Origin of the sequence: Actinomadura oligospora ATCC 43269, from assembly GCF_000518265.1 — a bacterium.
Lineage (GTDB): Bacteria > Actinomycetota > Actinomycetes > Streptosporangiales > Streptosporangiaceae > Spirillospora > Spirillospora oligospora.
In genome coordinates this window covers 732,801-745,554 of record NZ_JADG01000003.1, presented here as the reverse complement: position 1 = coordinate 745,554, position 12,754 = coordinate 732,801, and the positions used below count along the sequence as shown (strand labels likewise).

Here is a 12,754-nt window from a genome sequence, read left to right as displayed (position 1 = left end):
AGGTATCCGACCCCCGAGGGGAGCGCTTCGATGACGAAGCCCAACCAGGACGCCACGCAGCAGGCCGCGACCGACGCCGTCCTCGTCGGCGGCCCTGACGACCTGCCGGAGGTCGCGCGGCACGCCTCCGCCGGCGACGACACGACGATCAAGGTCTTACACCGCGGCGGGTACGAGCACTTCGAGCGCGACGAGGGGCTCGGCGGACGGGAGCCGTCCGGCCCGCCGGTGTACCGCTGGACGATGCGCACCCGGATCGCCGAGTAAGCGATGCGGGGAATCGTTCTCGCGGGCGGCAACGGCACCCGATTACAGCCCCTGTCGTTCGTCGGGTCCAAGCAGCTGGCCCCGTGCTACGACAAGCCGGTCGTCTACTACCCGCTGTCCATGCTGATGCTCGCCGGGATCTCCGAGGTGCTGATCATCTCCCGGCCGGACGACCTGCCGCAGTTCCGCAGGCTGTTCGGGGACGGCTCGGACCTGGGCATGTCCATCGCCTACACCGCGCAGGACGAGCCGCGCGGGATCGCCGACGCCTTCCTCGTCGGGGCCGACCACATCCGGGGCGAGGACAACGCGCTGATCCTCGGCGACAACCTCTTCCACGGCGCGAACCTGCCGTCCCTGCTGCGGCGCAGCGCCGCCCGGCTCAACGGCTGCGTGCTGTTCGGCCACCACGTCGCCGACCCCGAGCGGTTCGGCGTCGCCGAGGTGGACGACGAGGGCCGTCTCGTGGCGATCGAGGAGAAGCCGGACGAGCCGCGCTCCAACCTCGCCATCCCGGGCCTGTACTTCTTCGACGGCGGCGTCGTGGACGTCGCCAAGCGCCTGACGCCCTCGGCGCGGGGCGAGCTGGAGATCACCGACGTGCTGCGCGCCTACCTCGCCGAGGGACGGGCCGACCTGGCCTGGCTCGGCCGGGGCGTCACCTGGCTGGACACCGGCACCCACGAGTCCCTGCTGGAGGCGGCGCTGTTCGTGCGCGACGTGCAGCGCCGCCAGGGCACCCGGATCGGCTGCGTCGAGGAGATCGCCATGCACATGGGGTTCATCGGCCCCGAGGACTGCCACCGGCTGGGTGAGCGGATGGCGTCCTCGCCGTACGGGCGGTACGTGATGGACTGCGCCCGGTCCTACGACCAGGTCCCGGCGTCCGCGCGGGCCGCGATGGACTGGCCGTGACCAGGTCCGATCCCGGCGCGCCGGTCCGGTTCGGGGTGCTCGGCTGCGCGGACTTCGCCTGGCGGCGCATGCTGCCGGTCCTGGTCGCGGCGGACGGTGTCCGGCTCGTGGGCGTCGCCAGCCGCGACCGGGCGAAGGCCGCCGCGTTCGCCGAAAGGTTCGGCTGCGCGGCCGTGCTCGGGTACGACTCGCTGCTCGCGTCCGCCGAGATCGAGGCGGTGTACGTGCCGCTTCCGGCGATGCTGCACGCGGAGTGGATCGAGCAGGCGCTCCTCGCCGGGAAGCACGTCCTGGCGGAGAAGCCGATGACCGGTGACCGCGCCACCACCGAACGGCTGCTGCGGCTCGCGCGCACGCGGGGCCTGGTGCTGATGGAGAACGTCGCGTTTCCCACGCACTCCCAGCACACGGCCCTGCCGAAGCTGCTCGCCGACGGAGCCGTCGGCGAGCCGCGCGACTTCGCCGCCACGTTCACCATCCCGCCACTGCCGGACGGCGACATCCGCTACCGGCCCGACGTGGGCGGCGGCGCCCTGCTGGACATCGGCGTCTATCCGCTCCGGGCCGCCCTGCACTACCTCGGCCCCGACCTGGACGTCGCCGCCGCCGTCCTGCGCACCCACCCGGAGACGGGCGCGGTCGTCGCCGGGCGCGTCCTCGCGCACACCCCGCAGGGCGTGACGGCCGACCTGCGCTTCGGCATGGCGCACTCCTACCGGACGACCTGCGAGGTCGCCGGGAGCGAGGGCCGCCTGTGGATCGACCGGGCGTTCACGCCGCCGCCGGGGTTCCGCCCGGTCGTCCGCGTGGAGCGCCAGGACCACTACGAGGAGATCACCCTGCGCGCGGACGACCAGTTCGCGAACCTGCTCGGCTGCTTCGTCCGGGCGGTGCGGAATGGCGAGGCGCCCGGCCCGCAGACCGAGGGCAGCCTGCACCAGGCCCGGCTGGTGGCGGCGGTCGAGGAGAAGGCCGTCCGGTTCGTCCTCTGACTCCGGCCGCGTGCGGTGAACGCCAGGAAGGCCCGGACGCTCCTCACGGGAGGGAGCGTCCGGGCCTCGCCGGGTAGGCCGGGCGTGGCGGTTCGCGGGGTCAGGCCCCGGCGGCCGGGGCCGTCGCCCACAGGGCGTTGAGGCACGCGACCAGCGTGCGCAGGTGCACGTTGACGTAGTGGCCGTGGCGGCCCATGACGGCGAGCTGGCCGTGCGACACCCAGCGGAAGCCGAACGGCGGGTCCAGCGGCGCGGTGGCCTCGTCGGCGTCGATCACCATGTAGCGGCTCTGGGCGTTCAGGAACCGGCCGCCCTCCTCCGAGTGCAGCGCCGAGTAGCGGACCCGGGCGGGGTCCGCGGCCGTCACCGCGGCCAGGAACGGCGGGTGCTCGGCGGGCGGCAGGTGCGCGTAGTTGGCGGGCGTGCACTGGACGGTCGGACCGAGCTCCACGGTGTCCAGGAAACCCGGCTCGGCCCTCGCGCGGACGAGGACGTGCGGCACGCCCTCGATCCGCCGGGTCAGGACGGCCACCACGCCCTCCCCGCGCGGCTCGAACAGCGGCTGCGTCCACTGGGACACCTCGCGGTTGCCCGCCCGCACCGCCACGGCCACGACCCGGAAGTAGCGGCCGTCCTCGTGGTCGATCGACGCCGCGCTCCGCGTCCAGCCGGACACCGCCGACAGCGGGCCGCACTCGGTGCGGACCGTGTGCGCGGACCGCATCAGCGCCAGCCACGACAGCAGGTCGGTGTCGGAGTGCAGGGCCCGGCGCGCGACGTCGGCGGGCAGGCCGGCGAGCACCGACCGCGAGTCCATGTTGACGAGGTTGTCCGACCGCATCAGCTCGGCGATCTGGCCGAGGGTGAGCCAGCGGAAGTCCTCGTGCGGCGGCACCTCCCCCGTCACCTCGACGATCATGTTGCGGTTGCGCTTGCGGTAGAACCACGAGCCGTGCTCGGACTGGAGGCCGTCCGACAGGATCCGGGCGCCGTCGGTGCGGGTGAAGTACTCCAGGTGGCGGACCGCCGCGCCCCGGTGGACGCCGGTGTAGTTGCTGCGGGTGGCCTGCACGGTCGGCGAGAGCTGCAGGAGGTTGGGGTTGCCCGGTTCCATCTTCGCCTGCATGAGGAAATGCAGGACCCCGTCGAACTCCCGGGCCACGATGCCGAGGATGCCGACCTCGGGCTGCCGGATGATGGGCTGCTGCCAGCGGGCGGTGACGGGGTCCCCGACGCTCGCGCTGAGGCCCTCGACGGTGAAGAACCGGCCGCTGCGGTGCGCGAGGTCGCCCGTGCCGTCCTGGAAGGACCAGCCGTCCAGCTCGTCGAACGGGATGCGGTCCACCGCGAACCGGCCCGCCGCGCGCCGCGCGGCGAACCAGGCGTGGAAGTCTCGGACGTCCCCGGACACGCCGTCCCGCGCGGCCGCCGAGCGCGCGACGCGCTCGGGCAGGCTGCCGTCGTCGCGCTGCCGGGTCAGCGTTCCCCGCGGCATCATCGGCGCGCCCCCGTGAACCCGGTGACGAACTCGGTCACCGACGCGACGACGTAGTCGATCATGTCGTCGGTCAGGCCCGGGTAGACGCCGACCCAGAACGTCTGCTCGGTGATGAGGTCGCTGTTGGCGAGGCCGCCCGCGACCCGGTGCGCCCGCCCGGTGTAGGCGGGGTGCCGGGTCAGGTTCCCCGCGAACAGCTGCCGCGTGCCGATCCGCCGCGACTCCAGGAAGCGGACGAGGTCGGCCCGTCCGAACGGCGCGTCCGGGTCGACGGTGATCACGAATCCGAACCAGCTCGGGTCGCTGCGCGGGGTGGGTTCCGGGAGGATCAGCCAGGGCAGGCCGTCCAGGCCCTGGCGCAGCCGCCGCCAGTTGTGCCGCCGCGCCGCGCAGAACATGTCGAGCTTGGCGAGCTGGCTCAGGCCGAGCGCGGCCTGCAGGTCGGTGGACTTCAGGTTGTAGCCGACGTGGGAGAAGATGTACTTGTGGTCGTAGCCCTCGGGCAGCGTCCCCAGCTGGTAGCCGAACCGCTTGTGGCAGGTGTCGTTCTCGCCCGGCTCGCACCAGCAGTCCCGGCCCCAGTCCCGCATCGACTCCACCACCCGCGCCAGGACGAGGTTGGAGGTCAGGACGCAGCCGCCCTCCCCCATCGTCAGGTGGTGCGCGGGGTAGAAGCTGACCGTGGCGAGGTCGCCGAACGTGCCGGTGGGCCGCCCGTCGTAGGTCGAGCCGACCGCGTCGCAGTCGTCCTCGACGAGCAGCAGCTCGCGCTCCTCGGCGAGCCGCGCGATCTCGGCGGCCTCGAACGGGTTGCCGAGCGTGTGCGCCATGATGACGGCCCGGGTGCGCGGGCCGATCGCCCGCTCGACCCGCTCGACGGTGGTGTTGTAGGTGCGCAGATCCACGTCGACGAACACCGGGACCAGGCCGTTCTGCAGGATCGGGTTGACCGTGGTGGGGAAGCCCGCCGCCACGGTGATCACCTCGTCCCCCGGGCGCAGCCGCCGGTCCTGGAGCATCGGCGAGGTCAGCGAGGACACCGCCAGCAGGTTCGCCGACGACCCGGAGTTGGTCAGGTGCGCCTTGCGGCGGCCCAGCCGCCGGGCGAACTCGCGCTCGAAGCGGCGCGAGAGCGTGCCCGCGGCGATCCGCATGTCCAGCGCGGCCTCGACGAGCGCGACGCGGTCGTCCTCGTCCAGCACGGCCCCGGAGGGCCAGATCTCGGTGACGCCGGGCACGAAGCCCCGCGCGTCCTGGGCGTCCTGGTGGTGCTTGCGGACCTCGTCGAGGATGTGCTCACGGCGGTCGTTCATCTCCGGTCCCTTCCAGCGGCGGCCCGTGCCGCGGGCGGGCGGCCCGTGACCGGCGCCCCCTCGGCCAGGAGCAGGTCGCGCATCGATTCGGCCAGCGTCCGGCGCGGGGTCCAGCCGAGCGTCCGGCGGGCCCGGCCGATGTCCAGGCACTGCCACCGCGCGTCCGACCGGGCGGTCCGGCCGGCCGGGTCCGCGCCGTCCGGCGGCGGGCCCGCGTCCTCCACGAGGCGGACCGGGACGCCGCTCAGCGCGATCATCAGGTCGACCAGCTCGCGGACGGGCACGGCCGTCCCGCCGCCGATGTTGATCAGGGTTCCGGCCGCGGTGACGTCCCGGCCCGGCGGGCCCGCGCGGTGCGGCGGCCTGTCCACGGCCGCGACGACGGCGTCGGCGACGTCCCGGACGTCGACCAGGTCGCGGTGGGCACGCAGCGGCGCGACCCGCAGGTCGCCGCCGCCCGCGGCGAGGTGCGCGGCGACCAGCCCGGGCAGGCTCACGCCCGGCGCGCCGGGACCGCACGCCACCGAGACGCGCAGGACCGTCGCGTCCAGGCGGCCGTCCTCGACGGCCCGGACGACCGTCCGCGTGCCCGCCAGCTTGGTGCGCCCGTACACCGACTCGGGGGCGGGCGGCCGGTCCTCGCCGACCGGCGGGCCCGGCAGCGTCGGCCCGTACTCGTAGGCGCTGCCCAGCTGGACGAGCCGGGGCGGCGCGGGCAGCCCGGCCAGGACGTCCACGAGCCTGCCGACCAGGTCGGTGTTCAGCTCGGTCATCTCCCGCTCGGTGCCGCCCCAGACCGCTCCGGCGGCGTTCACCACGGCGTCCGCCCCGCGGCACAGCCGGGCGAGGTCGTCCCGTCCGGCCCGGACGAGGTCGAGCCCCTCCCCGGTGGTCCGCGACACGGGCGTGACCCGGTCCCCGGCGGCGGCGAGGGCGGCGTGGACGTGCCGTCCGAGGAAGCCCGAAGCGCCCAGCACCACGATCGAGCGCGCGGTCATCGCGTCACCCGCCGCCGTTCTCGTAGAGCGCCTGCCAGAAGTAGCTCCACGGGAGGGCCCTGTCGTGCGCGACACAGTCCCAGCCGTCGCCGGGCTGGTAGGCGGTGACGAACTCGGGCACGGCCGAGGCGACCGCCTGCTCGTCGAAGATGTCCAGCACCCGGCGCAGGGGCCCGGTGCGCAGCGCCTCCTCGACGGCCTCGTGGCCCTTGAAGTGGCCGTCCAGCCTGGGGTCCAGGAACTTGCCGACGGGGTTCTTGACGTAGAACGCGGCGCACTTCTCGTCGATCAGGTCCAGGTAGTCCCGGACGGTCTCGGGCGTCATCTCGGTGAAGGAGTGGATGTTGACGCACAGGTCGAAGCGCTCGGCCCCGACCACCTGGTCGATGTCGCGCACGTCCACGAACCGGACCTTCGCGAAGTCGGCGTCGTCCAGGACGGCGCGCAGGTACTCCCTGCTGATCCGCAGGGTGTTGGTCAGGTCCACGATCCAGTACTCGGCGAGGTCGTGGTTGGACAGCATCGCGTGGCACGTCCGCCCGTACCCGGCGCCGATCTCCAGCACGCGGGCGCGGTCGAGCCCCAGCCGCCGCCGGATGAACCCCAGTTCCAGCACGGCCTGCAGGTAGTCCAGGCAGACCGGCTCGCCGTCCACCCGGACGGTCAGGGGGTCGCCGAACTCACGGTTGCCGATCCTGCGCAGCCGCTCCCTGTCGGCCTCCCCGAGGCTCGTCGCGAGCTGGTAGACGAGCGTCTTGAGGTACCGCACCCCGTTCGCCTCGGGGCTCCACAGGGAAATGTTGAAGTTCCGCTCGTCCGACTTGAAGCCCGTCAGATCGGCGGACGCGTCCTCGGTGACCCAGCCCCGCTGGATTCGCTCCCACTGGGGGCTGGCCTGAAGATTGCGAGCCATCTCGTTCCTCTCCGCCCGGATCAGCGCCGCGCCGGCCAGGTACACCGACACCGTCAGCATCCGGCACCGCGCTAAAAGCGCCCTAAAACCCCTGGGCGGAAAAGAATGCGAAAGGACGTTCCGAAATAGGGGTATGCCCTCGCGCGACGCCATCGTAACCTCGGCGGCATGCACGTACTATTCACTTCCTTCCCGGGGAACACGCATTTCTTCAACAGCGTGCCGCTGGCCTGGGCGCTGGGCGCCGCGGGCCACGAAGTGCGCGTGGCGAGCGGGCCGGAGCTGGTGGACACCATCACCCGGGCGGGCCTCACCGCCGTCCCGGTCGGTTCCGCCGAGACGCTCAAGGAGAAGACCCGGCGCGCCATGGCGGAGCGGGACCACGGGTCGGTCGAGCAGTGGCAGCGGGAGGCGGGCGGGCCGAAGCACCAGCGGGTCGCGGGCCAGGGCCGGCTGCTCGGCTGGGACGACCTCAGCCGCCTGTACGAGGTCGCGATCGCCCCGGCGGCCGGGCTGATGAACGACTCGATGATCGACGACCTGGTGGCGTTCGCCCGCCGCTGGCAGCCCGACCTGGTGCTCTGGGACGCCGCCAGCTACGCCGGGGCGATCGCCGCCGCGACGACCGGGGCGGCGAGCGGGCGGGTGCTGTACTCCCACGACACCGACGCCCAGATGCGCGCGCGGTTCGTCCGGCTCAAGGAGGGGCGGCCGCCGGGCGCCCGCCGCGACCCCCTGCGCGAGTGGGCCACCGGCTGGACCGACAAGTACGAGCTGGACTTCTCCGAGAACCTGTTCACCGGGCACTTCACGATCGACCAGCTGCCCGCCTCGTTCCGCGTCGACACCGGGCTGAACTACATCTCCACCCGGTACGTCCCCTACAACGGCGCGGCCGTGCACCCCGAGTGGCTGTGGGAGGCCCCCACCGCGCCGCGCGTCCTGATGACGTTCGGGCTCTCGGTCCGCGAGTGGGGGCACCAGCGGATCATGTCGGTCGAGCAGGTCCAGGACACCCTGGACGCGGTGGCGGGCCTCGACATCGAGCTCGTGGTCACCCTGCCGGACGAGGACCGCGAGCGGCTGGCGCGGATCCCGGCCAACACCCGGATCGTGGACTTCGTCCCGCTCCAGTGCGTCGTGCCGTCCTGCTCGGCGGTGATCCACCAGGGCAGCCCCGGCGGGTTCAACATCTCCCTGCTGCACGGGGTGCCCCAGCTGATCGTCAGCATCGCCCCGGACGCGCACCTGAAGAGCAGGCACCTCGCCGACACCGGTGCGGGCCTGTCGATCCCCCCGGACGAGGTGACCGGCGCGAAGGTCGGCGCGGCCCTGGAACTGCTGCTGCACGACCCGGCGTTCCAGACCGGCGCGCGCAGGGTGCGGCAGGAGATGACCGGCCAGCCGAGCCCGGCCGAGCTGGTCCCCGAGCTGGAGCGGCTGGCGGCGCGGCACCGCCGCTGAACGGCCGTCCCCCGCCCGCGGCTGAACGAGCGGGACGCGGGGACGCGAAGAGGGCCGGCGCTTTCGCGCCGGCCCTTCGCCCACTGCGGGCCGGTTCGGGACTCCCGCGGGCTACTTGGGAACGCCCTCGCCCGCGCTCGCGCCCGTGCTCGCGCGGGTGTACTCCGCGGCCAGGTGGCCCGCGAGCTCGGCCGGGGTCGGGTGGTCCACGATCGTCACCAGCGGGATCTCCAGCTCGGTGATCGTCATCAGGTTCTTGGTCAGCTCCAGGGCGGACAGCGAGTTCAGGCCGAGGTCCAGGAAGTTGCCGTCGTCCTCGACCGAGGTCAGCGACAGCAGCGCCGCCACATGCGTCCGGATCGTCTCCCGGAGCAGCCGCGCCCGCTCCGCCTCGTCGCCGCTCGCCAGCGAGCGTTGCAGTTCTGCCACGTCCATGCCGGTATCACCGTTCCTTCAGTTCTCGACAACCGTTTCGGTCCCTTGCGTGGGTGCCGTCCGTCCTCGCCGCAGCCTCCCTTCCGCCTCGGCGTCCGGGGTCCCCGGCACGGCGTCGTACAGCCAGTACCGCTCGCGCTGGAACGCGTAGGTGGGCAGCGGGACCGTGCGAGGCGGCGGTTCCCGGTCCATGAGCCCGGCCCAGCCGACAGCGGTGCCCCGGGCGTCCAGCCTGGCCAGGGCGGTGAACAGCGCCCGCGCCTCGGAGCCGTCGCCGCCGGGCACCGCCAGCGTCTCGGGGAGACCGGCGGCGTCCGCCGCCGGGGAGCGGGGGCCGAGTTCGAGCAGCACGTCGGCGTCGCCGAGGTCGGTGACCGAGGCGACGACCGGGACGCGCGGAGCGCCGCGCCGGGGCTCGCCGTCGCCGGTTCCGGCGAGCAGCCCGCAGGCGTCCGCCAGGTCGAGCGCACCGGCCGCGTGCGCGGCGGCGAGCTCGCCGGTCGAGTGCCCGACCACCAGGTCGGGCCGCAGGCCGGCCGCCTCCAGCAGCCGGACGAGCCCGATCTGCAGCGCGAACAGCGCCACCGGCGGCTCGTCCGGCCCCGGACGCCCGGCGAGGAGGACCTCCTTCGCCGGACGGTCCGTCCGGCCGCCGAGCAGCGCGCACATCTCGTCCACGGCGGCGGCGAAGGCCGGGAACCGTCCGTACAGCTCCACGCCGGTGCCCGGGACGGGACTCTCCCCGCCGAACACCCAGGCCGTCCTGCCGCCCAGGGAAGGAGTCGGGCCGTCCGCCGCGACCACGCGCAGGGCCGCGGCGAGTTCCTCATGGTCCTCGCCGACGACGACCGCGCGGTGCTCGAACGCCGTCCGCGTCGTCGCCAGCGACCAGGCCACGTCGGCCGCCGAGCCCTCCGGGCCCTCGGACACGTGCGCCGCCAGCGCCGCCGCCTGGGCGCGCAGCGCGCGCTCACTCCGGGCCGAGACGACCCACGGGACGACGCGGACGGGCGCGGCGGCCTCGTCCCGGTCCCCGGGTTCGGGGGGCGCTTCAAGGATCAGGTGGGCGTTGGTGCCCGAGACGCCGAAGGACGACACCCCGGCCCGGCGCGGACGGCCGTGCTCCGGCCACTCCTCCGCCTCGGTGAGCAGCCGCGCCTCCCCCGCCGACCAGTCGACGAACGGGTTGGGCCGGTCGATGTTCAGCGTGGCGGGCAGCGTCGCGTGCCGCATGGCGAGCACCGCCTTGACGAGCGAGGCCATCCCGGACGCCGCCTGCGTGTGCCCGATGTTGGACTTCACCGAGCCCAGCAGCACCGGACGACCGGACGGCCGGTCCCGCCCGTAGGTGGCGAGCAGCGCCTGCGCCTCGATCAGGTCGCCCATGGTGGTGCCGGTTCCGTGCGCCTCGACGGCGTCCACGTCGGCGGGGGTCAGCCGGGCGTCGGCCAGCGCCTCGCGGATCAGCCGCTGCTGCGCCGGGCCGTGCGGGGCGGTGAACCCGCCGCTGTCGCCGTCCTGGTTGACCGCCGAGCCGCGGATCAGGGCCAGCACCGGATGCCCGGCCCGCCGGGCGTCCGACAGGCGTTCCAGCAGCACCAGGCCCGCGCCCTCGCCCCACACCATGCCGTCCGCGCCCGCCGCGAAGGGACGGCAGCGTCCGTCGGCGGAGAGCATCCCGGGCTGCGCCGAGTACTCCAGGTACAGGCCGGGGGTCGCGAGGACGGTCGCGCCGCCCGCGAGCGCGAGCGCGCACTCCCCGCGCCGCAGCGCCTGCATGGCGAGGTGCATCGCCACCAGCGCGGACGAGCAGGCCGTGTCCACCGTCACCGCGGGGCCCTCCAGGCCGAGCGCGCGGGACACCCGGCCGGACGCGAGCGCGCCGGAGACGCCGGACCCGAGGTGCCCGAGCACGCCGTCCGCGGCCCGGCCCAGCTCGGGCAGCCGGGCCATGTAGTCGTGCGTGGTCATGCCGGTGTAGACGCCGGTGCGGGTGCCGCGCAGGCCGTGCGGGTCGAGGCCCGCGCGCTCGACGGCCTCCCAGGCGAGCTCGAGGAGGATCCGCTGCTGCGGCTCGGTCGCGAGCGCCTCGCTCCGGCCCATGCCGAAGAAGGCCGCGTCGAAGTCCAGGGCGTCGTAGAGGAAACCGCCCGCGCGGTCGCGCGGGGCCCCGTCCGGGGCGCGGAGCCCGTCGAGGTCCCAGCCCCGGTCGGCGGGGAAGCCGCCGATCGCGTCCCGGCCCTCGGCGACCAGCCGCCACAGCTCCTCCGGCGAGCGCGCGCCACCGGGGAACCGGCAGGCCATCGCCACGATCGCGATCGGCTCCCGGTCTCGCTCCTCGCGCTCGCGCAGCCGCCGCCGGGCCTCGTGCAGCTCGGCGGTGGTCCATCTCAGGTAGTCGACGAGCTCTTCTTCGGTCGCCATGCTGGCCCTCTCCGGCTAGGCGGACGGGACGCGCCGGTAGGCGGGCAGCCGCACGAGGTCGAGTTCCTCGGGGCGCAGCGGCGGCCCGGACAGCTTCGGCAGGGAGCCCTCCCGGTGCATCAGGGAGAGGAAGCGGCTGGACCCCAGCTCGGCCTGGCCCGCGGACAGGCTGATCACCCCGGTCACGGTGGCGCACACCTCGGGGGCGACGAGCGACTTGTCGATGATGGCGTCGGCGAACCGCATCTGCTGCGCGGTGTGCTCGCCGACCAGCCGCGGGTCGGTCGCGTCGATCCGGCAGCCGGCGTACCCGGCGTCCTTGGACGCCGCCAGGATCCACGGGTCGTCCACGGCCGCGCCGATCGCCTCCTGGATCCGCCGGGTGTCGGCGCCCGCCGCCAGCTCGCGGTCGAGCGCCGCGGCGCAGCGCGCGGCGGCGCTCATGCCGTGGCCGTAGACGGGGTTGAACGCGGTGAGCGAGTCGCCGACGACGAGCAGGCCGTCGGGCCAGCCGTCATGGCGCTCGGGGTACAGCCGCCGGTTGGCGCCGGAGCGCGAGTGGAACACCGGGGTCAGCGGTTCGACGGAGCCGATGAGGTCGGCGACGAGCGGGTGGCCGAGGCGGGCCCGCGCGAACGCCTCGAAGTCGTCCTCGTGGGCGGGCAGTGTCCCGCCCCGGGTGCACGACAGCGTGACGATCCAGCGGTCGTCCTCGACCGGGTAGACCACGCCGAAGTGGGCCGGTTCGTCCGGGTCGTGGGGCGCGCCGACGTTGACGGCGGGGAACGCGCCGGTCGCCCCGGGCGGCGCGGCGAACAGCCGGGTGGCGTACCCGATGCCCGCGTCGACGACGTCCTTGTCGGGCGGCCGGACGTCCAGGTCCGCCAGCCAGTGCCTGAGGCCGGAGGCGCGCCCGGTGGCGTCCACCACCAGGTCCGCGTCGACGTCGGTCTCGCGGCCGTCGGCCTCGCGCACCCGGACGCCGGTGATCCGGCCCCCGCCCGCGCGCAGCGCCACGGCCTCCGCGCCCTGCCGCAGGTGGAGGCGGCCGGTCCGCAGGACCTGGTCGCGGACGATCCAGTCCAGCAGCGGGCGGGTGCACAGGACGGCGAACTGGGTCGGTTCGAACCGGTGCTGCCATCCCCGGACCGTCAGCGTCACCTGGTCGCCCTGGAAGCCGATCCGGCGCGCGCCCGCGGCGAGCAGCCGGTCGGTGGTGCCGGGCAGCAGGGCGTCGATGACGCGCGCGCCGTTGGACCAGAGCAGGTGGGCGTGCCGCGCCTGCGGGACGCCGCGCCGGTGCCCGGGGCCCTCGGGGAGGACGTCGCGTTCCAGGACGGTCACCGAGCCCGCGTGCCGGGCCAGCGCGTGCGCGGCCAGCGTGCCCGCCAGGCCGCCGCCGAGGACGACCGCGTGTGAGGATCGGCTCATGCCCCTGATTCCCCCTGTGCCATACCGCCTCTTCTCCCATGCACACTCCTGCGCGCCAATATCTCTCGGCCCGCTAAAGTCCGGCTAATTCAAAAATGGCGGCC

General features: G+C 74.2%; 11 protein-coding genes. 4 read left to right on the top strand and 7 right to left on the bottom strand.

All coding sequences use genetic code 11. The annotated features are described in order from the left end of the window. Nucleotides 1–30 precede the first annotated feature (30 nt). Genes P696_RS0102940 through P696_RS0102930 form a run of 3 tightly spaced genes read left to right on the top strand, consistent with a single transcriptional unit; the run spans nt 31 to nt 2,174 of the window. Entirely contained in the window at nt 31–267 is a 237-nt protein-coding gene (locus P696_RS0102940) for a DUF5988 family protein (RefSeq protein ID WP_026411162.1), read from the top strand. 3 nt (nt 268–270) lie between these two features. Continuing rightward, nucleotides 271–1,182, top strand: coding sequence for a glucose-1-phosphate thymidylyltransferase RfbA (gene rfbA / locus P696_RS42850; RefSeq protein WP_051466663.1), 912 nt, complete (start codon nt 271–273; stop codon nt 1,180–1,182). Then, nucleotides 1,179–2,174 carry a Gfo/Idh/MocA family protein gene (locus P696_RS0102930; protein ID WP_034482769.1) on the top strand — a complete coding sequence of 332 codons (996 nt, stop codon included), beginning with the start codon at nt 1,179–1,181 and terminating at the stop codon, nt 2,172–2,174. The genes rfbA and P696_RS0102930 overlap by 4 nt, the downstream gene beginning before the upstream one ends. A 100-nt stretch (nt 2,175–2,274) precedes the next feature. Here the strand turns inward: P696_RS0102930 and P696_RS0102925 are convergent, their stop codons facing one another. The 4 genes from P696_RS0102925 to P696_RS0102910 are packed head-to-tail and all read right to left on the bottom strand — an operon-like array spanning nt 2,275 to nt 6,956. Then, on the bottom strand, nt 2,275–3,672 hold the full coding sequence (locus P696_RS0102925) for an NDP-hexose 2,3-dehydratase family protein (protein ID WP_245627477.1): 1,398 nt from the start codon (nt 3,670–3,672) through the stop codon (nt 2,275–2,277). Further along, entirely contained in the window at nt 3,669–4,985 is a 1,317-nt protein-coding gene (gene rfbH, locus P696_RS0102920) for a lipopolysaccharide biosynthesis protein RfbH (protein WP_026411159.1), read from the bottom strand. The genes P696_RS0102925 and rfbH overlap by 4 nt, the downstream gene beginning before the upstream one ends. Continuing rightward, entirely contained in the window at nt 4,982–5,983 is a 1,002-nt protein-coding gene (locus tag P696_RS42845) for an NAD-dependent epimerase/dehydratase family protein (RefSeq protein WP_034482767.1), read from the bottom strand. The genes rfbH and P696_RS42845 overlap by 4 nt, the downstream gene beginning before the upstream one ends. A gap of 4 nt (nt 5,984–5,987) precedes the next feature. Further along, entirely contained in the window at nt 5,988–6,956 is a 969-nt protein-coding gene (locus tag P696_RS0102910; RefSeq protein ID WP_245627476.1) for a putative sugar O-methyltransferase, read from the bottom strand. A gap of 108 nt (nt 6,957–7,064) precedes the next feature. Between P696_RS0102910 and P696_RS0102905 the strand changes: the two genes are divergently transcribed. Further along, nucleotides 7,065–8,360, top strand: a complete 1,296-nt coding sequence (locus P696_RS0102905; RefSeq protein WP_026411157.1) for an activator-dependent family glycosyltransferase — start codon at nt 7,065–7,067, stop codon at nt 8,358–8,360. A gap of 111 nt (nt 8,361–8,471) precedes the next feature. Here P696_RS0102905 and P696_RS42840 read toward each other — a convergent pair whose 3' ends face one another. From P696_RS42840 to P696_RS0102895, 3 genes are read right to left on the bottom strand one after another with little or no spacing between them, the layout of a single operon-like run. Continuing rightward, nucleotides 8,472–8,795, bottom strand: coding sequence for an acyl carrier protein (locus P696_RS42840; RefSeq protein WP_034482766.1), 324 nt, complete (start codon nt 8,793–8,795; stop codon nt 8,472–8,474). A gap of 18 nt (nt 8,796–8,813) precedes the next feature. After that, the gene (locus P696_RS42835) at nt 8,814–11,219 is read right to left on the bottom strand and encodes a type I polyketide synthase (RefSeq protein WP_064743850.1); all 2,406 of its coding nucleotides are present in this window, start codon (nt 11,217–11,219) and stop codon (nt 8,814–8,816) included. A 15-nt stretch (nt 11,220–11,234) separates the two neighbouring features. After that, entirely contained in the window at nt 11,235–12,650 is a 1,416-nt protein-coding gene (locus P696_RS0102895) for an NAD(P)/FAD-dependent oxidoreductase (RefSeq protein WP_026411156.1), read from the bottom strand. Nucleotides 12,651–12,754: the final 104 nt, after the last annotated feature.

What these genes read in the sequence shown, in the direction of transcription:
- P696_RS0102940 (WP_026411162.1), top strand. Translation starts at nt 31, where the DNA reads ATGACGAAGCCCAACCAGGACGCCACGCAGCAGGCCGCGACCGACGCC.
- rfbA (WP_051466663.1), top strand. Translation starts at nt 271, where the DNA reads ATGCGGGGAATCGTTCTCGCGGGCGGCAACGGCACCCGATTACAGCCC.
- P696_RS0102925 (WP_245627477.1), bottom strand. Translation starts at nt 3,672, where the DNA reads ATGATGCCGCGGGGAACGCTGACCCGGCAGCGCGACGACGGCAGCCTG.
- rfbH (WP_026411159.1), bottom strand. Translation starts at nt 4,985, where the DNA reads ATGAACGACCGCCGTGAGCACATCCTCGACGAGGTCCGCAAGCACCAC.
- P696_RS42845 (WP_034482767.1), bottom strand. Translation starts at nt 5,983, where the DNA reads ATGACCGCGCGCTCGATCGTGGTGCTGGGCGCTTCGGGCTTCCTCGGA.
- P696_RS0102910 (WP_245627476.1), bottom strand. Translation starts at nt 6,956, where the DNA reads ATGCTGACGGTGTCGGTGTACCTGGCCGGCGCGGCGCTGATCCGGGCG.
- P696_RS0102905 (WP_026411157.1), top strand. Translation starts at nt 7,065, where the DNA reads ATGCACGTACTATTCACTTCCTTCCCGGGGAACACGCATTTCTTCAAC.
- P696_RS42840 (WP_034482766.1), bottom strand. Translation starts at nt 8,795, where the DNA reads ATGGACGTGGCAGAACTGCAACGCTCGCTGGCGAGCGGCGACGAGGCG.
- P696_RS42835 (WP_064743850.1), bottom strand. Translation starts at nt 11,219, where the DNA reads ATGGCGACCGAAGAAGAGCTCGTCGACTACCTGAGATGGACCACCGCC.
- P696_RS0102895 (WP_026411156.1), bottom strand. Translation starts at nt 12,650, where the DNA reads ATGAGCCGATCCTCACACGCGGTCGTCCTCGGCGGCGGCCTGGCGGGC.